The following is a 21,466-nucleotide window of genomic DNA, read 5'->3' as shown; positions in this document are numbered from 1 at the left end:
AATTTTTCACAGCTCCGGTTGACTGACAACGACGGAAAAGGCATAAGATAAAGCGAAATATTATTAGCCATCCGGATGTCCAGACATAACATCGGGTTAGCGCTTGCTAAAAAAGGACAACACCATGAGCAACACCGATATCCGCGTCGTGCCTGGCCCGGCGAACTACTTCTCTCACCCCGGAAGCCTTGCGCAGCTGGATACCTTCTTTACCCCGGAACAGCTTTCCCGCGCGGTGTGGATCTACGGCGAGCGTGCTATCGAAGGCGCGCGCCCTTTCCTGCCGGAGAGCTTTAACGCGCCGGGGGCGAAGCACCTGCTGTTTAAGGGCCACTGCAGCGAGCGCGACGTCACCCACCTGGTGAACGACGCCGGCAGCGGTGCGAGCGTGGTCATTGGCGTCGGCGGCGGTGCGGTGATGGATACGGTGAAAGCCGTGGCGCGTCGTTTAGGCGTTCCGTTCGTGGGCATCCCCACCATTGCCGCCACCTGCGCGGCGTGGACCCCGCTCTCCGTCTGGTACAACGATGCCGGTCAGGCGCTGCATTTTGAGATCTTCGACGACGCCAACTTCCTGGTGCTGGTGGAGCCGCAGATCGTCCTTAACGCCCCAGCGGAATATCTGCTGGCAGGCATCGGCGATACGCTGGCGAAGTGGTACGAAGCGGTGGTGTTGGCACCTGAGCCGGAGAACCTGCCGCTGACCGTGCGGCTCGGCATCAACGGCGCGCTGGCGATCCGCGACGTGCTGCTGACACGCAGCGAAGAGGCGCTGGCCGACCAGCAGCGCGGTGACCAAACGCAGGCGTTCCGGGACGTGGTGGATGCGATTATTGCCGGTGGCGGGATGGTCGGCGGTCTGGGCGAACGCTATACCCGCGTGGCGGCAGCACATGCGGTACACAACGGCTTAACCGTGCTTCCGCAGACGGAAAAATATCTGCACGGCACCAAGGTAGCCTACGGGATTCTGGTGCAGAGCGCCCTGCTCGGTCAGGACGATGTGCTGGCGCAACTGGTGACGGCGTACCGGCGTTTTAACCTGCCGACCACGCTTCGCGCGCTGGACGTCGACATCAATAACCGGGAAGCGCTGGATAAGGTCATTGCCCACACCCTGCGCCCGGTGGAGTCGATTCACTATCTGCCGGTTGCGCTAACGCCTGACGTTCTGCGCGCCGCGTTTGAGAAAGTGGAATCCTTCAGTCGTTAATCGCGCCGACAGGCTATACCTAATGATGATTCTTTCTACTCTTGCAACGAGGTCATCATGCAGATCGATTTAACAGGTAAAAAGGCGCTGGTTACCGGCGCCAGCCGCGGGTTGGGTCGGGCAATTGCACTCTCGCTGGCGCGCGCCGGTGCAGATGTGATTATTACGTATGAAAAATCGGCCGATAAGGCCCAGGCGGTCGCCAATGAGATTAAGGCGCTGGGACGACACAGCGAAGCCGTGCAGGCGGACAGCGCCAGCGCGCAGGCGATTCAGGATGCCGTCACCCATGCGGCGCGTTCCCTCGGCGGGCTGGACATTCTGGTCAACAACGCGGGTATCGCGCGCGGCGGCCCGCTGGAGTCCATGACGCTGGCGGACATCGACGCCCTTATCAACGTCAACATCCGCGGCGTAGTGATCGCCATTCAGGAAGCGCTGGTGCATATGTCCGACGGCGGGCGCATCATCAACATCGGCAGCTGTCTGGCAAACCGCGTGGCGCAGCCGGGTATCGCCGTTTACTCGATGACCAAATCGGCCCTCAACTCCCTCACCCGCGGGCTGGCCCGTGATTTAGGGCCGCGCGGCATTACCGTTAATCTGGTGCACCCCGGCCCCACCAACAGCGATATGAACCCGGAAGACGGGGAACAGGCGGAAGCCCAGCGCCAGATGATTGCGGTCGGTCACTATGGACAGCCGGAAGACATCGCGGCGGCGGTCACCTTCCTCGCCAGCCCGGCCGCCGGGCAGATCTCCGGTACCGGTCTGGACGTAGACGGCGGTTTGAACGCCTGATCGCCGATTTTCTGTAAGCCTCTGTCGCCTGACAGAGGCGTTTCCGAGCACCCTCGACGGTGGCGGCAATCTACGGCTGCAGGCAGGAACAGATCAGCCTCTATTTACCGAAAGAGGGTTAACAGCACTTCGCCCCGCCCTTGCCGCCGTAGCGGGCGTCCTGGCGGTCGCGGAAAAATTCTTCGTAGGTCATGGGCGTCTGGTCCGGATGGTTGACGCGCATATGCTCGACGTAGTTGTCATAGTCCGGCACGCCAATCATCATTTTGGCGGCCTGGCCCAGGTACTTACCTGCTTTGGAAAGGGTGTCGAACATAGGTCATTTCTCGTTTGTTTCCCCCTCACCCTAACCCTCTCCCCACAGGGGAGAGGGCCGGGGTGAGGGGTATGTCTGATTAAATTAATGCGCCCCTTTGGCCTGGGTGACAATCTCTTCCAGGTTTTCAGGCATCGGCTCGTAAGGCGTCTCTTTTGCCGTTGGCTTGTCGACTTTCAACGCCGCCAGCGCGGTTTTGAGAGAATACAACGCCAGCACCACGACCACCACCATAAAGAAGATAGTCAGCCCGGCGTCCAGACGGTTGTTAAACACCAGTTGCGACAGCTGCGACTCGGTGTACTGCACCGGGATCTTACCGCTGTCGATCATCGCCTGGAACTTGTTGGCGATTGCCAGGAAGCCCACCTTGTTGTCCGGGCTGAAGGCTTTCTGCCAGCCTGCCGTCAGGGTACAAATCAGCAGCCATGCGGTTGGCACTAACGCCACCCACGCGTAACGCTGGCGCTTCATCTTGAACAGCACCACCGCGCAGAGCATCAGCGCCATGCCCGCCAGCATCTGGTTGGCGATACCAAACAGCGGCCACAGGGTGTTAATCCCACCCAGCGGGTCGACCACACCCTGGTGCAGGAAGTAGCCCCACGCCAGCACGCACAGCGCCGTCGCCAGCAGGTTCGCCGGGAGCGAATCGGTACGCTTCAGGTTCGGGGAGATCACGCCCAGCAGGTCCTGGAGCATAAAGCGCGCCGCGCGGGTTCCTGCGTCCACCGCCGTCAGGATAAACAGCGCCTCGAACAGGATGGCGAAGTGATACCAGAAGGAGACGTCCATCAGCCCGCCCAGCGCGCCGTGCAGGATGTAGGCCATCCCCACCGCCAGCGTCGGCGCACCACCCGCACGGGAGATGATCGACTGCTCGCCCACCTCATTAGCAATGTGCGTTAGCGTTTCAGGGGTAATGGCAAAGCCCCAGCCGCTCACCACCTGTGCAGCAGACGCCACCACGTCAACGGTTCCGGCAGGTGCCAGCACCGCCATCGGGCTGTTCATGGCGAAGTACACGCCCGGATCGATAATGCAGGCCGAGACCAGCGCCATAATGGCGACAAAGGACTCCATCAACATGCCGCCGTAGCCAATCAGGCAGGCCTGATTTTCATTCGCCAGCATCTTCGGCGTAGTGCCGGAGGCAATCAGCGCGTGGAAGCCAGACACCGCACCGCAGGCGATGGTGATAAACAGGAACGGGAACAGGTTACCGGTCCAGACCGGGCCGGTGCCGTCAATAAATTTGGTCAGCGCAGGCATGGTCAGGGTCGGACGCATAATCAAAATGCCGATGGCCAGCCCGACGATGGTGCCGATTTTCAGGAAGGTGGAAAGGTAATCACGCGGAGCCAGCAGAAGCCACACCGGCAGCACCGCCGCCACAAAGCCGTAGCCCACCAGCATCCAGGTCAGCTGCACGCCGGTAAAGTCGAAGAACGGTGCCCAGGTTGGGCTTTCCGCCACCCAGCCGCCGGAGATAATGGCGAACACCAGGAACACCAGACCAATCACCGACACTTCACCAATGCGCCCCGGGCGCAGATAGCGAATGTAGATCCCCATAAACAGCGCCAGCGGAATGGTGAAGGCAACGGTATAGGTTCCCCACGGGCTGTGGGTCAGCGCTTTCACCACGATCATCGCCAGCACCGCGAGGATGATCACCATGATCATAAAGGTCGCCACCAGCGCAATCACCCCGGCGGTTGCCCCCATCTCCTCTTTCACCAGCTCGCCCAGCGAGCGACCATCGCGACGGGTGGAGACGAACAGCACCATGAAGTCCTGCACCGCGCCCGCCAGCACCACGCCGGCGAGGATCCAGATCATCCCCGGCAGGTAGCCCATCTGCGCCGCCAGCACCGGCCCCACCAGCGGGCCTGCCCCGGCAATCGCCGCAAAGTGGTGGCCGAACAGCACTTTTTTGTCGGTCGGAACGTAGTCCAGCCCGTCGTTATGGCGGACGGCAGGCGTCATGCGCGTTGCATCAACCCCTAATACGTTCTTCGCGATATAGCGGCCATAAAAACGGTACGCGATCAGATAAATGCAGACGGAGGCGACGACGATCCAGAGCGCATTGATCTGTTCCCCCCGGTTGAGGGCGATATAGCCCAGGGCAAAGGCTCCCACAACGGAGAGCCCTGCCCATGTAAGGTATTTCCCTGAGTTGTTCATAGTGGTTATCCGTTGTTGTGAAACAGTGAGATGTTACATTTTGTTTCTAGAACAACCGGAAAAATTTAACAACTTTGAAACGCAATAATGCGTGGTCAAACCAGACATTTACACCACATTGTTAAGCCGATCACTTTCGTGACGTCCTCGGTCACACTTTTGCCTTTTTCATCCATGCGCCGCCTTACGGAATGATTTGTATCATTTTTTTTGCTCATAACCTCGCCAGAATGATCCTGCGCAATCGCGTACATACAAGGAAAAGGATATGAACAGTTCTGTACCTCAGGATCATAAGGTCGGGCCGGGCGCGTACTTCGCCCTGGCGTTTGCAGCCGTTTTCTTCTCCGGCCTGTTAGGCGGAAAAGAGTGGTACGGCGTCTTTGATTTCACCACCCTCAACGGCGCATTTGGCAAAGTGGTCAGTAAAGCCAGTCTGGATGACGGTACGTTAACCACAGCCAGCAGCGCCTTTCGCGGCACCGGCGGCAGCGGCGCGATGGACGGGTTTCTCTTCGCGCTCGGTTTAATTCCCGCGGTGATGTTCGCGCTGGGGATGATCAACGTGCTGGAACACTATGGCGCGCTGCGTGCCGCCCGCAAACTCTTGACCCCTCTGCTGCGCCCGCTGCTGGGCATTCCCGGCACCACCGGGCTGGCGCTGATTGGCAGCCTGCAAAGCACCGACGTGGGCGCGTCACTTACCCGCAATCTTTCAGACGAAGGGCAAATCAGCGAAAAAGAGAAAGACGTTTTCGCCATGTTCCAGTTCTCCGCCGGGGCGATGATCACCAACTTTTTCTCTTCCGGGGCGATCCTCTTCACGCTGGTCGCCGTTGACGGCACGGCGGCAGTTCCCACGTCCATCGGAGCCTGTATCGCCGTCATGTTCATCATGAAAATCGTGGGCGCAAATCTGCTGAGATTGATCCTGTCCTTCACCCGCAAAGGAGACGCCGCATGAGTGCCCCACAGTCTAACCCCGTCATTACCGATGTCTTCGTCGAAGGTGCGCGCAAAGGCTGGAGCATTGCCACCAGCAGCACCCTGCCCAACGTGGTGATGGCGTTTATCATCATCAAAGCGCTGGAAATTACCGGTGCCCTGAAAGGGCTGGGCATGATCTTCGCCCCGTTAATGGGCCTGTTCGGCCTGCCAGGTGAGGCCGCCGCGGTACTGATTGGCGGCTGGATGTCGATGGGCGGCGGGATAGGCGTCGCCATTGGCCTGTTTGATAAAGGCATTATCACTGGCGAGCATCTGGCGATCCTGGCACCCGCCATCTACCTGATGGGCTCGCAGGTGCAGTATCTGGGCCGCATTCTGGGCGTGATCGGCACCCGCGCTAAACGTATCCCGCTGATGATCGCCATCTCGGTAGTCAACGCGTTTTTAGCCATGCTGCTGATGCGCATTATTCTCTGAACAGGACGTGAACATGAATCTTGACCATTACATTGAAGAGCTGAAAACCCTGGTGAACGTGGACTGCGGCACCCAGACCATTGCGGGCGTTGCCGCCGTGGCAGGCATCATACAGCAGCTCTGGCAGCGCGAAGGCTGGCACACCGAGCAGGTTAATCTGGGCGATAAGGTGGGCCCCGGCGTGTTCGTCAGCAACAAACCGCAGGCCGAACGCTTTGACGTGCTGCTGGTCGGGCACCTGGATACCGTATTTGCCCCCGGCACCGTCGCCGAGCGCCCGATGAGCGAGGACGATACCCGCCTGTACGGCCCCGGCGTCTCGGATATGAAGAGCGGACTTCTGAATATTTTGTGGGCAATGCGCGGGCTCGACGCCGCAGACAACGATCGTCTCGCGATTGCCGTCGCGATGAACCCGGACGAAGAGACCGGCTCTGTCCATTCCCACGAATGGATTGGCGAACTGGCTAAGCGTTCCCGCTGCGTGCTGGTCTGCGAAGCCGCCCGCGCCGACGGCTCGCTGGTGAAAGCGCGTAAAGGGATGGCGGGCTATCACCTCACCTTCAGCGGCGTGGCGGCACACGCGGGCAACGATCCGGAGAAAGGTCGCTCGGCAATTACCGCGCTGGCAAACAGCGTCATCGCCATTAATGCGCTAACCGACTGGGATCGCGGCACCACGCTCAACACCGGGGTGATTCACGGCGGCAGCGCGGCCAACGTGGTGGCGGATAACGCCGTAGCCGAACTTGACGTGCGCTTCTGGGAAAACGACGAGTACGACCGGGTGAATCAGGCGCTGGAGGCGTTATGTGAAAAAGGCTTTTTAGACGGCGTGACCACTACGCTTGCGCGGGTGAATCACAAACCGGCGATGGCAACCAGTAAAGCGACTCAGGGCCTGATGCAGCAGGTTGAAGCTGCAGGAAAAGCGGAGGGTATCGACATTACCTGGCAGGCGGTCGGCGGCGGCAGCGACGCCAACCACACCGCCGCGCTGGGCATCCCGACGCTCGACGGCCTGGGGCCGATTGGCGCCGGGTTCCACAGCCCGGCGGAGTGGCTGGATAAAGCGTCGATTGAGCCGAGAATTCGATTACTCAGACGTGTAGTCTCTATGCTCTAATTTTGCACTAAACCGTCCCCTCTCCCTGTGGGAGAGGGTTAGGGTGAGGGCAACAGACCGCACAAAATCAACCCAGCACCATCGTACTCAACCGGCAGGTACAGCACCGCCGCCCCTGCTCGTCGAATACCACGATCTCCCAGCTCTGGCTGGAGCGCCCCAGATGCAGCGGCTGGCACACCCCGCGGACTCTCCCCTGCGACACCGCCCGGTGGTGCGTGGCGTTCAGCTCCGTACCTACCACGTTCTGTCCGTCGCGGGTCATCAGAAAACCGGCCATCGATCCCAGCGTTTCCGCCAGCGCCGCCGACGCGCCGCCGTGCAGCAGGCCAAACGGCTGATGGGTGCGCGCATCCACCGGCATCTCCGCTTCCAGCGTATCGTCACCGATACGCGTATAGACGATGCCCAGATGCGCCACCAGGGTGTTCTGGCTGGTGGCATTCAGCTCCTCAAGCGATAAATGACGTTTCCAGATCATCACGCCCCCAGCGTGGAGCCGCCGTCCACCACGATATCCTGCAGGGTAATATGGCTGGCGACATCGGATGCCAGGAACAGCACCGTGCTGGCAATCTCCTGCGGGCGGGCGATTTTGCCCAGCGGAATGCCGAGCTTGAACTGCTCGCCAAAGCCGCGAATACGCTGCTGTTCCGCGTCGTCGCTGGTCCACAGGGTGCGCTGCATGTCGGTGTCCGTTGAGCCTGGCGACACCAGGTTACAGCGCACGCCGCTGCTCGCCAGCTCCAGCCCGACGGTCAGGGCCAGGCTTTTCAGCGCCGCTTTCGACGCACCGTAGGCGCTCATGCCGATGCGCGGCGTGTGCGCCGCGTCGGACGCCACGGTGACTATCGCCCCACCCTGCTGACGGCGGAACTGGGCCATCGTCTGCTGGAACAGGTTGAACGCGCCGCCGACGTTGACCGCGAAGGTCTGCTGCCAATCCTCCAGCAAGAGCTGGTCCGTCGCCCCCATGCGCAGAATACCCGCCGCGTTGACCAGCACGTCCAGACGCTCAAGGGTATTAAGCAAACGGCCACACACATCGCTGACCTGAGCAAAATCCGCCACGTCCAGCGTTTCGGTGGCGAACGGGTAATCATCCTGCAGAAACGCCAGATCGAACCCGGTCACCTGCGCGCCGGCTTCGGCAAACGCCAGCGCCGTCGCGTAGCCAATCCCCTTCCCCGCGCCCGTCACCCAGACGGTTTTACCGGTGAAATCAAATCCCATTACTTCACCTCGCGGGAGAGCAGCGCCCACCAGGCGTCGATTGTTGGATTTTTTGCCAGCATCACGAAGTCGATATCGCCGTGCACTTTGCGCCAGCGCGCGGCCAGCGCCATCATGCGTACCGAGTCCAGGCCATAGTCGATCAGGTTTTCATCATCCATCGGCTCGTCGGACTCGTCCAGCAGCGGCAGGATCAGCTCGCGCAGCGCGGCTTTGGTCGCCGGGACGGACGGCAGCAGCTCGTCGGTCATCACCACGCGGCCCGAGCGCCCTGCTACGTAATTCAGCGACATCAGGTGCTCGTCGCGGGTGAAATCCGCCAGCGCGTCGGCAATAAAGAACGGCTTGATGTCGCGCATGAAGGCATCGGTGGCGGTGGTCATGCAGCCGATATGGGCGTACACGCCGGTAATCAGCAGCTGGTTGCGGCCCGTCTCTTTCAACATCTGCTCCAGCGGCGAGCGGTGAAACGCGCTGTAGCGCCACTTGACCAGTACCGTGTCGGCTTCGTCCGGCGTGAGTTCAGCGACGATACGCTGCTGCTCCGGGGAGCGGGTCAGGCCCGGCCCCCACATGTCGTTGAGCAGGGCGCGGTCTTCGTCGCTCTGCTCTTTCGGCTGAGCGGTGTAGTACACCGGAATATTGTGCGCTTTGCAGAAGGCGCGCAGTCTGGCGATATTCGCCACCACCTGCTGCATCATCGCGCTATTTTCACCCCAGAAGTTCAGGAAATACTCCTGCATATCGTGGATGAGCAGCGCCGCGCGCTCCGGCTCAAAGCTCCAGTTCACCTTGTTAGTCGGCAGCTCTGCGGCGGTTGGCAGCGCGTAAGCGGTTAATTTTGGGATAGCCATTCTCTGTTCCTCAGCCCCGGGCGCGTTCAGCAAGCCACAGGCGCAACTGTTTCTTATCGACTTTGCCTACCGGCGTCAGCGGGAGCGCATCCACGCTCTCCACGCGGTCCGGCAGCTTGAACTCGGCAACGCCCTGCTCGCGCAGGAAGCGACGCACCTCGACCGCGCGCAGGGGCTGTTTCACCACCAGATACGCGCAGCTCTTCTCGCCCAGCAGGCTGTCCTCCATGCTCACCAGCGCGGCGTGGATCACCGCCTCGTGGCGCAGCAGCAGGTTCTCGATCTCTTCGGCGGCGATCTTCTCCCCGCCGCGGTTGATCTGATCCTTCTCGCGCCCCTGCACGGTGATGTAACCCTGCTCGTCGATGGCGATCAGATCGCCGGAGCAGTAAAAGCCGTCGGCGTCGAAGGCGCTGGCGTTGTGTTCCGGGCTGTTGAAATATCCGCGGAAGGTGTACGGACCGCGCGTCATCAGACGCCCGACCTCGCCGCGCGGCAGCGGGTTGCCGTGCTCGTCCGCCACCCACACCTCGTCATCCGGGGACATCGGGCGGCCCTGGGTGTTGATGATGCGCTCCGGCGCGTCGTCGAGCGCGGTGTAGTTCACCAGCCCTTCCGCCATGCCGAACACCTGTTGAAGCTGGCAGCCGATTTCCGCCGGAATGCGCGCCGCGAGCGTGGCGGAGAGGCGCGCGCCGCCCACCTGAAGCAGCTTCAGAGATCTCAGTTGCGCGTTCCCCGCGCCGTCGGCAATCGCCTGCAGCCACAGGCTCACCGCCGGGGGCACCAGCGAGGTGACGTTGATCTGATGCCGTTCAATCAGCGGGAAGCAGAGCGTCGCACTCGGATCGTTCGCCAGCACCACGCAGCCGCCCGCGGTGAAAACGCCTAGCGATCCCGGCGAGCTCATGGCGTAGTTATGCGCCGCGGGCAGCGCGTTCAGGTAACGCGTTTCGGCGGTGATGCCGCAAATCTCGTTGCTGCGGCGAATGCTGTAGTCGTAATCGTTATGCGTGCGCGGGATCAGCTTCGGCGTGCCGGTGCTGCCGCCGGAGAGCTGGAAAAACGCCACCTCGTCGGCGGGCGTCGGGTTCGGGATAAAATTATCCGCCGGGCACGCAATCGCCGCTTCCAGCGCGTGTTCGCCCTTATCGCTGCGCAGCAGCACGGCGCGTACCGAGCGGTGCGCATCCACAAAGGTATTCAGAAAGTCATCGCCCACAAACAGCGTGTGGTCGCGATCGGCAATCAGCACGGCGGGTTTGATCTGCTCCGCGTAGGCGTTCAGCTCGCTGCGCTGATGGCTAAAGAGCGCGTTCACCGGCGCGACGCCGATTTGCAGCAGCGCGAAGAAGGTGATGTAAAACTCGGCCACGTTGCCGAGCTGCACCAGCGCGGTCTCGCCGCGGTGTAGCCCCTGCGCTTCAAGGGCGGACGCCAGGTTGTTGACCGCCTGATTAAACGCGCAGTAGGTGATGTGCCGCTCGCCGTCGATTATCGCCACGGCATCGCTGTCCGCGCGATCCGTCAGGATGTGGGTCAACGGCAGATCCTGCCAGTAGCCTTTTTCGCGGTAGCGGCGGGCAAATTCCTCAGGCCAGCGGGTAAAAGGGATGGTCATGAGTATTCCTTAGTGCAAACCAAAAACGTTGAGCATGGTGGAGAGCTTCACACCGGTTTCGCGCCACTCGCCCACCGGCGAGGAGGCGGGAACAATGCCCGCACCGGCAAACAGGCGAACGCTATTTTTATGCAGACGCGCGCAGCGGATGGTCACCACCCACTCGCCGTTGCCTTCGCTGTCGCACCAGCCGACGATGCCGCCGAACAGCTCGCGGTCGAACGGCTCAAGCTCGGCAATCAGCTGTTTTGCCGCCTGATGCGGGAAACCGCTCAGTGCCGGCGTCGGGTGCAGCAGGCAAGCCAGCGTCAGGGCGTTTTCATTTTCACGCGCCTCACCTTCTACCGGCGTTGCCAGATGCCACAGCGTCGGCGTGGTAATCAACTGAGGAGAGTCCGGCATACTGAGATGGTGGCTGCGCGGTGCCAGAATGGCCTTCATCGCCTGGGTCACCAGGTCGTGCTCGTGACGGTCTTTTTCGGAGGCCAGCAGCTTATTGCCCGCTTCGCGATCTAATACGTCGTCTGGCTGACGACGCGCCGAGCCTGCCAGCGGCAGCGAGCTAAAGTGCGCGCCCTCTTTGCGCAGCAGCAGTTCGGGGCTTGCCCCCAGCAGCACGCCGCCGTCTTCCAGCGGCACGTGGAAATTAAAGCTCGCCGGGTTCTGAGCGATAAGACGCTCCATCAACGCACCGCTATCAATGTTGTTATCGGTCGCAATATCAATCAGGCGCGACAGCACGACCTTGTTCACCTGCGGCGTGGCGGTCAGCGCCGCGGCGCGGGCGACCATCTCTTCAAACACAGGCTGCGGGGGGATCTCGGTACGTTTTTCAATATTCAGTGACTGCGCACCGGAGAAATAGCGTGAAGACTGCTGACGCGCCGGGCGAGAAAACGTCTGCCAGCGTTCGGGAATAAACAGCGACGACGGCTTGCGGGTATCGAATGGGATTGCCCCTACCATGACCGGATGGGCGATGCCGCTGGCCTTCGCGTTCTGAAAAGCCTGGGCTAATTTCTGCTGGAAGCGGCCTGCCGGATCGTCGCCGCCAACGGCGGACTCAGAAAAGCGGGCAACGCAGCCGGACGTCGTAAAACTGCGGTAAGGCGACATAAAGAAAAAGCTGTCTGATTGCAGCGTGGTTGCGGTGTGCTGAACTTCCTCAGCCAGGGACGTATCCATATCATCCTCCTCAAAATGATAAAAGAAGCAATAATGATTATCATTTATATTTTCGTCGGCTAACCTAATCCCACAGCGCCCCGCTGTCAACCGTCGGTCAAACAACTTGTGCGACAAACGCTTGCATCCCTTCCCGGCAATCATGAAAATGAGAAGCATTAACTTCAACGATAACAGGATGCCGCTCAGTGAAATTCCCTGCCCTTTGCCGTAATGCCTTTCTTCTGACAGGTCTTTTTGTTTTAGGACTAACCTCAGCGACCGCCGCCGACTGGCCGCGCCAGGTGACCGACAGCCGCGGCGTGCATACCCTTGAGAGCAAACCGACGCGCATTGTTTCCACCAGCGTGACCTTAACCGGCTCCCTGCTGGCGATTGACGCCCCGGTCGTCGCCAGCGGCGCCACCACGCCGAACAACCGCGTGGCGGATGGGCAGGGTTTCCTGCGCCAGTGGGGGGATATTGCGAAACAGCGCAAGGTTGCGCGGCTGTACATCGGCGAGCCGAGTGCCGAAGCGGTTGCCGCCGAGATGCCGGATCTGATTTTGATCAGCGCCACCGGCGGGGATTCCGCGCTGGCGCTGTACGACCAGCTCTCCGCCATCGCGCCGACGCTTATCATCAACTACGACGACAAGAGCTGGCAGGAACTGCTGACCCAGTTGGGCACCATCACCGGTCAGGAAAAACAGGCCGCCGGGCGCATTGCCGCCTTTGATAAACAGCTCGCGCAGGTAAAAGAGCAGATGAAGCTGCCGCCGCAGCCTGTGAACGCCATCGTCTACACCGCCGCCGCGCACAGCGCCAACCTGTGGACCGCTGAATCCGCGCAGGGCAAGCTGCTGCACCAGCTGGGCTTTACGCTGGCGAAGCTGCCCGCCGGGCTGCAGACCTCCAAAAGCCAGGGCAAACGCCACGACATTATTCAGTTGGGTGGTGAAAACCTGGCGACGGGGCTGAGCGGTGAAGGGCTGTTTGTGTTTGCGGGCGATGAGAAAGACGTCGACGCGATTTACGCCAACCCGCTGCTGGCGCATCTGCCGTCGGTGAAAAACAAACGGGTTTGGGCATTGGGAACCGAGACGTTCCGCCTGGATTATTACAGCGCGATGTTGGTGTTAGACAGACTGAATACGTTGTTTAAGTAGGCATTTTCCCTCCCTCTCCCTGTGGGAGAGGGTCGGGGTGAGGGCATCAGGCCGCACCGTCGTTCAACACACTCTCCTGCCTGAACCGCCGTAATTCCACCAGCGCCACTAACAACATCACGCCAACCATCGCTAACGCAAACCCGCAGCTGCTCGCCGAGGCCACCGGGGTCATCATCGCCCCCAGCCCGCCGAGGATCGCCGCGCCAATCGCATCCCCCGTCACGTTCTGCGCCGTCCACAGGCCGTTAATGCGCCCGAGCATCCCTTCCGGCGTCTGGGTCTGGATCAGGGTGTACTGCAAAAGCGAGCTGATGGCGCTCAGCCAGCCGAAGATCACCAGACACAGCACGCCCAGCGCCCACACCGGCATCAGGCTAAAGAAGCCAATGGCGATAAACGACGCCAGCGTGGCAAGCAGCATAATCAACCCCGGACGCGCGCTTTGCGCCAGGTTGCCGCTGGTCAGCGCTCCGCATGCCGCGCCGAGCGGAATGGCGGCGTAAAGCACGCCAATCTCCGAGGCGCTCATCTGCCACTCTCCCGCCAGCGCCGGGTAGAGCACGCGCACGGCGCTCGCCATCGTCAGCAGGCCGCCGAGCAGCGCAATCCCGCCAATCAGCGGGTTGCTGAACAGGAAACGAATAGCGGCCATCAGTGATTTCAGCGGATGCTCGCGCGGCTGCGGCGGAGGCGGCAGCAGCGGCAGGCGCAGCAGGGTCAGGGTGGTGATAAAGGTCCCCGCCGCCGCCAGCCCGTAGTTCCACGCCACGTTGCCGGTCGCCAGCAGCAGGCCGCCCACCATCGGCGAAATCACCGAGCCGAGGCGCACGGTGAGCATGGTGATCGCCCCCGCCTGCATCAGATTCTCGCGCCCGACCAGCGCAGGCGTTGCCGCCAGCAGCGCCGTCACGCCCAGCGAGGCGAAGAAACCGTCCCACAGCCCCAGCGCGTAAATGGCGATCAGCGACGGCTCCGGCAGCATGGCGTTCAGACACAGCCCGATAAAGCCCACGCCGCAGGTGCCGCGCGCCAGCAGGATCAGCTTCTTACGCTCGTAGCGGTCCGCCAGTACGCCGCCGACCATCAGGCCGATGAACATCGCCCCGCCGGTTAAGGTGACGGATAACCCCACCAGCCAGCTGGAGTGCGTCAGGGTCTGGATCTGTACCGGCACGGCCACGCCGAGCAACCCGAGGGACAAAATGGAGATAAAGCGAGCGATAAATACGGCGCGATACGCCGGGTGCGTTTTCAGCAGGCTGAGGTTGAGCAGCCAGGATTTTTGATTCATGACAAAGCCTTGAGTCTATTTCTACCCTTTCCATGGGCGCACATGCTAACATAGCCAAATAAGATAGATAACGATAATCACTATCATTATCAAATCATGGATGTTGCTATGTTGTTTTCCTCTTCTGCGGTGCGCGCCGTTGCCGTGCCCGTTTTACTGCTGCTCCTGAGCCTTGCGGTTGCACTCAGCCTGCTGGTCGGCGCGAAGCCGCTGCCCGCGTCCGTTATCGTTGATGCACTCTCCGGCACCTGCCAGAGCGCTGACTGTATTATCGTGCTCGACGCCCGACTCCCCCGCACGCTTGCCGGACTGCTGGCGGGTGGCGCGCTCGGCCTTGCCGGTGCCCTGATGCAAACCCTTACCCGTAACCCGCTGGCGGACCCCGGCATTCTCGGCGTTAACTCCGGCGCCAGCTTTGCCATCGTGCTCGGCGCGGCGCTGTTCGGGTTGACCTCTCCGTCCGAGCAGCTGGTCATGGCCTTTTGCGGCGCGCTGGCCGCCTCGCTGGTCGTCGCCTTTACCGGCAGCCAGGGCGGCGGCCAGTTGAGTCCGGTCCGCCTGACGCTGGCGGGCGTGGCGCTCGCGGCGGTGCTGGAAGGCTTATCCAACGGCATCGCCCTGCTCAACCCGGACGTTTACGACCAGCTGCGCTTCTGGCAGGCCGGTTCGCTGGATATCCGCACCCTTGAAACGTTAAAAGTGGTGGCGATCCCGGTCATTATCGCTGCCGCCGTGGCGCTGTTTTTAAGCCGCGCGCTCAACAGCCTGAGCCTCGGCAGCGACACCGCGACCGCCCTCGGCAACCGCGTGGCGCGCACGCAGCTGATTGGTCTGCTCGCCATCACCGTGCTGTGCGGCAGCGCGACCGCGGTGGTCGGCCCGATCGCCTTTATTGGCCTGATGATGCCGCACATGGCGCGCTGGCTGGTGGGGGCGGATCACCGCTGGTCGCTGCCGGTGACGCTGCTGGCCACCCCTGCCCTGCTGCTGTTTGCCGACGTGCTGGGCCGCCTGCTGGTGCCCGGTGAACTGCGCGTCTCGGTGGTCAGCGCCTTTATCGGCGCGCCAGTGCTGATCTTCCTGGTACGCCGTAAACGCGGAGGTGGCGCATGATGGCCCCGTCCCGTCGTTTACTTACCAGCGTCTCGCTGCTGCTTATCGCCATTCTGCTGCTGGCGGTCTGGAGCCTGCGTAGCGGCACGGTCACGCTCGATTTTGCGCAGGTCTTTAACGCCCTACTCGGCAGCGCGCCGCGTAACATCACTATGGTAGTGACGGAGTGGCGACTGCCGCGCGTGGCGATGGCGATTCTGGTGGGCGCGGCGCTCGGCGTGAGCGGTGCGATATTTCAGTCGCTGATGCGCAACCCGCTCGGCAGCCCGGACGTGATGGGCCTCAACACCGGGGCCTGGAGCGGCGTGCTGGTGGCGATGGTGCTGTTTGGTCAGCACCTGACGGCGATTACCTTTACGGCGATGGCGGGCGGCATTCTGACGTCATTACTGATCTGGGCGCTGGCCTGGCGCAACGGTATCGACACCTTCCGTCTGATCATCATCGGGATCGGCATACGCGCCATGCTGATGGCCTTTAACACCTGGCTTTTACTGCAGGCCTCGCTGGAAACCGCGCTCTCCGCCGGGCTGTGGTATGCCGGTTCCCTCAACGGCCTGACGTGGGGTAAAACCTGGCCCGCCGCGCCGCTGATTTTGCTGATGTTTATCGGCGCGCTGCTGCTGGTGCGACGCATGCGCCTGCTGGAGATGGGCGATGACAGCGCCTGCGCGCTGGGGGTGGGCGTTGAGCGCTCGCGCCTGATGCTAATGCTGGTCGCCGTACTGCTGACTGCCGCCTCTACCGCTATCGCCGGGCCGATCTCGTTTATCGCCCTCGTGGCACCGCACATCGCCCGCCGCCTTAGCGGGACGGCGCGCTGGGGATTAACCCAGGCGGCGTTCTGCGGCGCATTGTTGCTGCTGGCCGCCGATCTCTGCGCCCAGCGGCTGTTTATGCCTTATCAACTGCCGGTGGGCGTGGTGACCGTCAGCCTCGGCGGGATTTACCTCATCGTCTTGCTCGTTCAGGAGTCACGCAAGAAATGACAGACACAACCCCCCGCTTGCGCGGCGAAAATCTTACCCTCGGCTACGGCAAAAAAATCATTGCCTGTGACTTATCCGTCGCCATTCCGGACGGCCATTTTACGGCAATCATCGGGCCGAACGGCTGCGGCAAATCGACCCTGCTGCGCACGCTGAGCCGCCTGATGACGCCGGCTGAAGGCAGCGTGTTCCTCGACGGAGAGCAGATCCAGCGCTTCGCCAGCAAAGAGGTGGCGCGGCGCATCGGGCTGCTGGCGCAAAACGCCACCACACCGGGAGACATCACGGTACAGGAGCTGGTCTCGCGCGGGCGCTATCCGCACCAGCCGCTGTTCACCCGCTGGCGTAAAGAGGATGACGAGGCGGTCAGCCGCGCGATGCGGGCGACGGGGATTACCGATCTCGCCCTGCAAAGCGTGGACACCCTCTCCGGCGGGCAGCGTCAGCGGGCGTGGATCGCGATGGTGCTGGCGCAGGAGACCTCCATCATGCTGCTGGACGAGCCGACGACCTGGCTCGACATCAGCCATCAGATTGATCTGCTGGAGCTTCTGAGCGAGCTGAACCGCACGCAGGGCTATACCCTGGCAGCGGTGCTGCACGATTTAAACCAGGCGTGCCGCTACGCCACGCATTTGATTGCGCTACGCGACGGCGAGATTGTAGCGCAGGGCGCGCCGAAAGAGATTGTGACGCCGGAACTGATCGAGCGGATCTACGGCATGCGCTGCATGATAATTGACGATCCGGTGGCGGGTACGCCGCTGGTGGTGCCTTTAGGCAAGAGTGAGGTCTGATGCCCTCACCCCGGCCCTCTCCCACGGGGAGAGGGAGCAAACCATCCCCTCTCCCCGTGGGAGAGGGTTAGGGTGAGGGTGAGGGGCATTTTCACTACCCCATTATTTCCTTCAACACCGGCCCTATCTGCTCAAACGCCTGCGGTGAAATGATATCCACGTGGGCGCAATCCTGGCTATACACCTCAAGTTCCGCCACCCACGGCGACCAGGCCTGCTGCGGATCCATCGTTCGCGTGCGCTCGGCGACAAACAGCGTCGCTTTCCCCTCAAACCGCGCGCTGTGCGCCGTGGTGAGCAGCCGTACCGCGTCGGCGTAGTTGCCCTCAATGGCGCTAAACAGTTCGCTGGAGCCTTGCCCCTGCTGGGCGGCGATAAACGCCTGGCGCTCGCGCTCGATTTCCGCCAGCACCTCCGGGTCGAGGCCGTTGGCCTCTTTCTCCGCCCAGTTCTGGGTTTCCGGCGGCCAGGTATCCAGCAGGCCGAGGAACGCGACCTCTTCACCCTGCGCGCGCAGACGCGCCGCAATGCCCTGCGCCAGCGTGCCACCGAGGGAATAGCCGAACAGGTAATACGGCCCCTGGGGCTGCTGCTTACGCAACGTATTCAGATGATGCTCAATCACTCCATCCAGATCCGCACACTGCTGCATCGGCCCTTCCGGGCGCGGTGACTGAATGCCCATGATGGACCAGCGCGGGCTGAGGTAGCGCGCCAGCACGCTAAACTGCCAGGCAAAGCCGGACGCCGGATGGAAGCAAAACAGCGTTGGGCCATTACCTTCGCGCAGCGGCAGAAGGGTTTCATACCCCAGACGCTGCGCCTGCTCGTCGCTCATCTGCGAGTCCAGCAGCGCGCTGAGCTTGCTGACCGTGGAGGCGACCATAATCTGCCCCGGCGTCACCCTGCGTTCGAACGCGCGGCTAAGCTGTGCCGCCAGGCGCATCGCCAGCAGCGAGTGGCCACCGAGGGCAAAGAAGTCGGCTTCAATGTCGTTCACCTCACAGCCCAGCAGCGCGGAAAACGCCTGCGCGACGGCGACTTCGGTTTCCGTCTCCGGCGCACGGCCGGAGGATTTACTCGTCAGCTCCGGCAGCGGCAGCGCCTTGCGGTCAAGCTTGCCGTTCGCGCTGAGCGGCAGCGCGCTGATTTGCAGCAGCACCACCGGCACCATGTGCGGCGGCAGCTGGGCTTTGAGCGACGCCAGCAGCGCGTCGCGATCCAGCGGTAAGCCGGATTCAGAGACGACATACCCTACCAGCTGACGGGCATCGCCGCCGGTTGCCACCGCCTGGTTGAACACGCAGGCGTGGGCGACGGCCTGGGCGACGTCCGGCAGCGACAGCATCGCCCGGTCGATCTCGCCCAGCTCGATGCGCTGGCCGCGAATTTTCAGCTGATCGTCGCTGCGGCCGAGATATTCCACCGCGCCGTTGTCCAGCCAGCGGGCAACGTCGCCGGTGCGGTACATCCGCTCGCCGGGGGCAAACGGGTCGGCGATAAAGCGGCTGGCGGTGAGGTCCGGACGGCCCAGATACCCCTGCGCCAGCTGAATGCCGGTGAGATAAAGGTCGCCCGCCACGCCGAACGGCACCGGGCGCATCATCGCGTCAAGGATGCGTAGCCCCGTGTTCCACACCGGGAAGCCAATTGGCACGCTGTTGCCTTCCACCGCCGCCAGCTCGGGGCCAAACGCCGGATACCAGCTCACATCCACCGCCGCTTCCGTTGGACCATAGAGGTTGTGCAGCGGCGCACGGGTGAGCTGTTCCCACTCCCGGCACAGCCCGGTCGGCAGCGCTTCGCCGCTACAGAACACCTGCTTAAGGGTCTTGCAACACGCAGCGTTTTCGGGGGTCAGCGAGGCGACAAAGGCCGCCAGCATCGACGGCACGAAGTGGGTGGTGGTCACGCCGTACCGGGCGAAGAAACTCTGCATCGCCTGCGGATCGCGGTGCGCGTCCGGCTCGGCCATCACCAGCTTCGCCCCGGCGATAAACGGCCACCAGAACTCCCACACCGACACGTCAAAGCTGCACGGCGTTTTCTGCGCCACCACATCAAACGCCGTCAGAGGGTAATGGTCCTGCATCCACTTCAGGCGGTTAACGATGGCGGTATGGCCGACCATGACCCCTTTCGGGCGTCCCGTCGAACCGGAGGTAAAGATGATGTACGCCGTCTGCTCCGGCGTCGCCAGCCGCAGCGGTTCAGCATTCTCAGCCGGTAACAGTGTGTTGTAACTAAACGTCGTAATCGATAGATCGCTAAAGCGCGGGAGCTGCTCGTCGGTGGTAATGAGCAGGGACGGCTTCGCGTCCTCCAGCATCATCCGCAGGCGGTCGTCCGGGTAGCCGGTATCCAGCGGCAGCCATGCGGCACCGGCCTCGACGATGCCGTGCAGCGCCAGCGTCAGGAACACCGAGCGCGGGAGTGCCACCGCCACGCTGTCGCCCGGCTTCACGCCGCGCTCGCGCAACAGGTTTGCCAGCGCGACGACCTGCTCGCGCATCTGGCGATAGTTCAGCTCGATGTGCGCATCCGCCAGCGCAGGGGCGTCCGGCGTTTTGCTCGCCTGCTCCGCCACCAGATCCGCCAGCGTGGTAGACGGCAGCGCCAGCCCGGTATCGTTGATGCGGGCGAGCTTCGCGTATTCCTGCTCTGAAACGGTTTCCACTTCGCCGCAGCGCAGGTCCGGATTAGCCGAAAACTGCAGTAGCATCGCGTTCAGGCGCGCCACGTGACGGGTAAGCGTCGCCTCATCGTAACGCTGTTTATTGGCGAGGATCTCAATGCGGAGATCGCCCTGCTCGTCCGGGAACAGCGCCAGCTCGAGATCGTTCACCGGGCCGGTTGCCAGCGTGTGGGTGATGGCCTCCACGCCGTCGATATCCAGCTGATAATCGAAAACCTTAACGTTCAGCACCGGGCCAAACAGCGCTTCGTCGCCCGCGGCACGCCCGCTGTCGCGCACGATCTGCTCGGCGTCGTAGCGCTGATGGCGGCGCATTTTTTTCAGCTGGTTAGCCAGTCGCAGCGCCAGCGCGGGCAGGCTCTCCTGCGCGTCGATATTGACCGCCAGCGGCAGCACGTTCAGCACCGGCCCGGTCGCGGTGAGCGCCGCGGAACCCATGCGGCGCATAAAGATAAACCCGGCGGCGTAGTCCAGCCGTCCGGTGAGGCGGCCCAGCCACAGCGCCACCAGCGCAAGCGCCAGATCGGTGCGCTGCGCCTGCCCTGCCGCCTGTGCAAGCTGGCTAAAGGCCCGGCCGTCCATTGCAATTTTCAGGCGCAGAATGTCAGTAGTGGCGGCGCGTCCCGGCAGCGGCGCGGAAGAGAGCGAGACCGGAGAAGGAAGCTGCTTGCGCTGCTCTGCCCAGAAGGCACCGTCGCGCGCGTATGCCTCGCTGTCGCGATAGCGCTGATACTCATCCACCACTTCGGCAAACGGCGTAAACGGGGATGCAGGCGTCGGTTCACCCTTTTTCCAGGCGGTATAAATCGCGGCGATCTGGCGGGTAATGGCCGGGAAGCTGAAGCCATCCACCACCAGATGGTGATAGCGCTGATACCAGTACCAGTGGTTTTCCCCCACCTGAATCAGCTGGTGAAACGCCAGCGGCTGCCCGCTGTCGACGCGCAGGTTCTGGTTAAGATCGGCCTCCATCAGCGCCACGGCGTCGTCGTGAGAGGTAGCGCGAACGATGGACGGCTCCGGCAGAACGAAGGTGTCATCCACCCACTGCCACACCTCGCCGTTATCCTCGGCAAAACGCATCCGCAGGGTATCGGCCTGCATCATGCCTTCAGCAATCGCTTTTGCCAGCAATGGCGCGTCAATGTCGCCTTTCAGTTCGGTGTAGTGCGCCACGCTCCAGGCGTTTGGCAGGGAGGAAAGCTGCTCCGCCATCCAGATACCCGGCTGGGCGGCAACGAGAGGAAGACGGTTCATGCGCTCCCCTCCGCAAAATGGGACGGGACAAGCGTTTGCCAATGCCCGGCAAGCCACTGCTGGCACGCCTCCTGGGACTGCGGCTCGCAGACAACGCGCCAGCCTGCGGGCAGGTCGCACTGCTGCGGCCACAGGCTGTACTGCCCCTGGTCGTTTTGCAGAATGGCGAACTGTCCCTGCGAATTATCGAAAGGATTGCTGAATTCCAT

19 protein-coding genes are annotated in these 21,466 nt (G+C 62.3%); 9 read left to right on the top strand and 10 right to left on the bottom strand.

All coding sequences use genetic code 11. From position 1 onward, the window contains the following. The first annotated feature begins 124 nt into the window (after window positions 1-124). Both KW829_RS06315 and KW829_RS06310 read left to right on the top strand, forming a co-directional pair. Window positions 125-1,213: an oxidoreductase gene (locus KW829_RS06315; protein WP_218307857.1), complete on the top strand. Its 1,089-nt coding sequence runs from the start codon at window positions 125-127 to the stop codon at window positions 1,211-1,213. A gap of 57 nt (window positions 1,214-1,270) precedes the next feature. After that, window positions 1,271-2,014 (top strand): SDR family NAD(P)-dependent oxidoreductase, encoded by a 744-nt coding sequence (locus KW829_RS06310; protein ID WP_218307856.1) that lies wholly within the window; start codon window positions 1,271-1,273, stop codon window positions 2,012-2,014. A gap of 118 nt (window positions 2,015-2,132) precedes the next feature. On the opposite strand, the gene KW829_RS06305 is transcribed toward KW829_RS06310, so the two are convergent. Continuing rightward, window positions 2,133-2,330 carry a YbdD/YjiX family protein gene (locus KW829_RS06305; RefSeq protein WP_006809671.1) on the bottom strand — a complete coding sequence of 66 codons (198 nt, stop codon included), beginning with the start codon at window positions 2,328-2,330 and terminating at the stop codon, window positions 2,133-2,135. 84 nt (window positions 2,331-2,414) lie between these two features. Continuing rightward, window positions 2,415-4,520: a pyruvate/proton symporter CstA gene (gene cstA, locus KW829_RS06300; RefSeq protein ID WP_218307855.1), complete on the bottom strand. Its 2,106-nt coding sequence runs from the start codon at window positions 4,518-4,520 to the stop codon at window positions 2,415-2,417. Between the two features lie 268 nt (window positions 4,521-4,788). Between cstA and KW829_RS06295 the strand changes: the two genes are divergently transcribed. Genes KW829_RS06295 through KW829_RS06285 form a run of 3 tightly spaced genes read left to right on the top strand, consistent with a single transcriptional unit; the run spans window position 4,789 to window position 7,071 of the window. Further along, window positions 4,789-5,484, top strand: a complete 696-nt coding sequence (locus KW829_RS06295; protein ID WP_010428444.1) for a nucleoside recognition domain-containing protein — start codon at window positions 4,789-4,791, stop codon at window positions 5,482-5,484. After that, window positions 5,481-5,945, top strand: a complete 465-nt coding sequence (locus KW829_RS06290) for a YjiG family protein (RefSeq protein WP_010428441.1) — start codon at window positions 5,481-5,483, stop codon at window positions 5,943-5,945. Before KW829_RS06295 ends, KW829_RS06290 begins: the two co-directional genes overlap by 4 nt. A gap of 13 nt (window positions 5,946-5,958) precedes the next feature. Further along, entirely contained in the window at window positions 5,959-7,071 is a 1,113-nt protein-coding gene (locus tag KW829_RS06285; RefSeq protein ID WP_218307854.1) for a M20 family metallopeptidase, read from the top strand. Window positions 7,072-7,138: 67 nt separating this feature from the next. On the opposite strand, the gene entH is transcribed toward KW829_RS06285, so the two are convergent. Genes entH through entC form a run of 5 tightly spaced genes read right to left on the bottom strand, consistent with a single transcriptional unit; the run spans window position 7,139 to window position 11,964 of the window. After that, window positions 7,139-7,552 carry a proofreading thioesterase EntH gene (gene entH / locus KW829_RS06280; RefSeq protein ID WP_089598859.1) on the bottom strand — a complete coding sequence of 138 codons (414 nt, stop codon included), beginning with the start codon at window positions 7,550-7,552 and terminating at the stop codon, window positions 7,139-7,141. Beyond that, a complete protein-coding gene (gene entA / locus KW829_RS06275) occupies window positions 7,552-8,304 on the bottom strand; it encodes a 2,3-dihydro-2,3-dihydroxybenzoate dehydrogenase EntA (RefSeq protein ID WP_218307853.1) in 753 nt (250 codons plus the stop codon). The genes entH and entA overlap by 1 nt, the downstream gene beginning before the upstream one ends. Then, a complete protein-coding gene (locus KW829_RS06270; protein WP_218307852.1) occupies window positions 8,304-9,158 on the bottom strand; it encodes an isochorismatase in 855 nt (284 codons plus the stop codon). The genes entA and KW829_RS06270 overlap by 1 nt, the downstream gene beginning before the upstream one ends. Window positions 9,159-9,168: 10 nt before the next feature. Next, a complete protein-coding gene (gene entE / locus KW829_RS06265) occupies window positions 9,169-10,779 on the bottom strand; it encodes a (2,3-dihydroxybenzoyl)adenylate synthase EntE (protein ID WP_218307851.1) in 1,611 nt (536 codons plus the stop codon). A gap of 9 nt (window positions 10,780-10,788) precedes the next feature. Beyond that, window positions 10,789-11,964, bottom strand: a complete 1,176-nt coding sequence (entC, locus tag KW829_RS06260) for an isochorismate synthase EntC (RefSeq protein WP_218307850.1) — start codon at window positions 11,962-11,964, stop codon at window positions 10,789-10,791. A gap of 188 nt (window positions 11,965-12,152) precedes the next feature. Here entC and fepB point away from each other — a divergent pair, with 188 nt between their 5' ends. After that, window positions 12,153-13,112 (top strand): Fe2+-enterobactin ABC transporter substrate-binding protein, encoded by a 960-nt coding sequence (fepB, locus tag KW829_RS06255; protein WP_218307849.1) that lies wholly within the window; start codon window positions 12,153-12,155, stop codon window positions 13,110-13,112. Window positions 13,113-13,158: 46 nt separating this feature from the next. On the opposite strand, the gene entS is transcribed toward fepB, so the two are convergent. Continuing rightward, entirely contained in the window at window positions 13,159-14,406 is a 1,248-nt protein-coding gene (gene entS / locus KW829_RS06250; RefSeq protein ID WP_109081141.1) for an enterobactin transporter EntS, read from the bottom strand. 108 nt (window positions 14,407-14,514) lie between these two features. On the opposite strand from entS, the gene fepD reads away from it, so the two are divergent. From fepD to fepC, 3 genes are read left to right on the top strand one after another with little or no spacing between them, the layout of a single operon-like run. After that, window positions 14,515-15,519, top strand: a complete 1,005-nt coding sequence (gene fepD / locus KW829_RS06245; protein WP_218307848.1) for a Fe(3+)-siderophore ABC transporter permease — start codon at window positions 14,515-14,517, stop codon at window positions 15,517-15,519. After that, the gene (gene fepG, locus KW829_RS06240) at window positions 15,519-16,508 is read left to right on the top strand and encodes an iron-enterobactin ABC transporter permease (protein ID WP_072250594.1); all 990 of its coding nucleotides are present in this window, start codon (window positions 15,519-15,521) and stop codon (window positions 16,506-16,508) included. Before fepD ends, fepG begins: the two co-directional genes overlap by 1 nt. Further along, window positions 16,505-17,305 carry an iron-enterobactin ABC transporter ATP-binding protein gene (gene fepC, locus KW829_RS06235; RefSeq protein ID WP_218307847.1) on the top strand — a complete coding sequence of 267 codons (801 nt, stop codon included), beginning with the start codon at window positions 16,505-16,507 and terminating at the stop codon, window positions 17,303-17,305. The genes fepG and fepC overlap by 4 nt, the downstream gene beginning before the upstream one ends. 94 nt (window positions 17,306-17,399) lie before the next feature. On the opposite strand, the gene entF is transcribed toward fepC, so the two are convergent. Next, the gene (gene entF, locus KW829_RS06230; protein WP_218307846.1) at window positions 17,400-21,257 is read right to left on the bottom strand and encodes an enterobactin non-ribosomal peptide synthetase EntF; all 3,858 of its coding nucleotides are present in this window, start codon (window positions 21,255-21,257) and stop codon (window positions 17,400-17,402) included. Continuing rightward, the gene (locus KW829_RS06225; RefSeq protein ID WP_218307845.1) at window positions 21,254-21,466 is read right to left on the bottom strand and encodes an MbtH family NRPS accessory protein; all 213 of its coding nucleotides are present in this window, start codon (window positions 21,464-21,466) and stop codon (window positions 21,254-21,256) included. Before KW829_RS06225 ends, entF begins: the two co-directional genes overlap by 4 nt.

The organism is Enterobacter sp. ENT02 (assembly GCF_019219165.1).
GTDB classification, from domain to species: domain Bacteria; phylum Pseudomonadota; class Gammaproteobacteria; order Enterobacterales; family Enterobacteriaceae; genus Enterobacter; species Enterobacter mori.
Note: the sequence above shows the minus strand (reverse complement) of the source record. Positions and strands in the feature narration are given on the sequence as shown.

What these genes read in the sequence shown, in the direction of transcription:
- fepG (WP_072250594.1), top strand. Translation starts at nt 15,519, where the DNA reads ATGGCCCCGTCCCGTCGTTTACTTACCAGCGTCTCGCTGCTGCTTATC.
- KW829_RS06270 (WP_218307852.1), bottom strand. Translation starts at nt 9,158, where the DNA reads ATGGCTATCCCAAAATTAACCGCTTACGCGCTGCCAACCGCCGCAGAG.
- KW829_RS06225 (WP_218307845.1), bottom strand. Translation starts at nt 21,466, where the DNA reads ATGGAATTCAGCAATCCTTTCGATAATTCGCAGGGACAGTTCGCCATT.
- entH (WP_089598859.1), bottom strand. Translation starts at nt 7,552, where the DNA reads ATGATCTGGAAACGTCATTTATCGCTTGAGGAGCTGAATGCCACCAGC.
- entS (WP_109081141.1), bottom strand. Translation starts at nt 14,406, where the DNA reads ATGAATCAAAAATCCTGGCTGCTCAACCTCAGCCTGCTGAAAACGCAC.
- KW829_RS06305 (WP_006809671.1), bottom strand. Translation starts at nt 2,330, where the DNA reads ATGTTCGACACCCTTTCCAAAGCAGGTAAGTACCTGGGCCAGGCCGCC.
- entF (WP_218307846.1), bottom strand. Translation starts at nt 21,257, where the DNA reads ATGAACCGTCTTCCTCTCGTTGCCGCCCAGCCGGGTATCTGGATGGCG.
- KW829_RS06290 (WP_010428441.1), top strand. Translation starts at nt 5,481, where the DNA reads ATGAGTGCCCCACAGTCTAACCCCGTCATTACCGATGTCTTCGTCGAA.
- entE (WP_218307851.1), bottom strand. Translation starts at nt 10,779, where the DNA reads ATGACCATCCCTTTTACCCGCTGGCCTGAGGAATTTGCCCGCCGCTAC.
- KW829_RS06315 (WP_218307857.1), top strand. Translation starts at nt 125, where the DNA reads ATGAGCAACACCGATATCCGCGTCGTGCCTGGCCCGGCGAACTACTTC.
- cstA (WP_218307855.1), bottom strand. Translation starts at nt 4,520, where the DNA reads ATGAACAACTCAGGGAAATACCTTACATGGGCAGGGCTCTCCGTTGTG.
- KW829_RS06295 (WP_010428444.1), top strand. Translation starts at nt 4,789, where the DNA reads ATGAACAGTTCTGTACCTCAGGATCATAAGGTCGGGCCGGGCGCGTAC.
- fepC (WP_218307847.1), top strand. Translation starts at nt 16,505, where the DNA reads ATGACAGACACAACCCCCCGCTTGCGCGGCGAAAATCTTACCCTCGGC.
- fepD (WP_218307848.1), top strand. Translation starts at nt 14,515, where the DNA reads ATGTTGTTTTCCTCTTCTGCGGTGCGCGCCGTTGCCGTGCCCGTTTTA.
- KW829_RS06310 (WP_218307856.1), top strand. Translation starts at nt 1,271, where the DNA reads ATGCAGATCGATTTAACAGGTAAAAAGGCGCTGGTTACCGGCGCCAGC.
- entC (WP_218307850.1), bottom strand. Translation starts at nt 11,964, where the DNA reads ATGGATACGTCCCTGGCTGAGGAAGTTCAGCACACCGCAACCACGCTG.
- entA (WP_218307853.1), bottom strand. Translation starts at nt 8,304, where the DNA reads ATGGGATTTGATTTCACCGGTAAAACCGTCTGGGTGACGGGCGCGGGG.
- KW829_RS06285 (WP_218307854.1), top strand. Translation starts at nt 5,959, where the DNA reads ATGAATCTTGACCATTACATTGAAGAGCTGAAAACCCTGGTGAACGTG.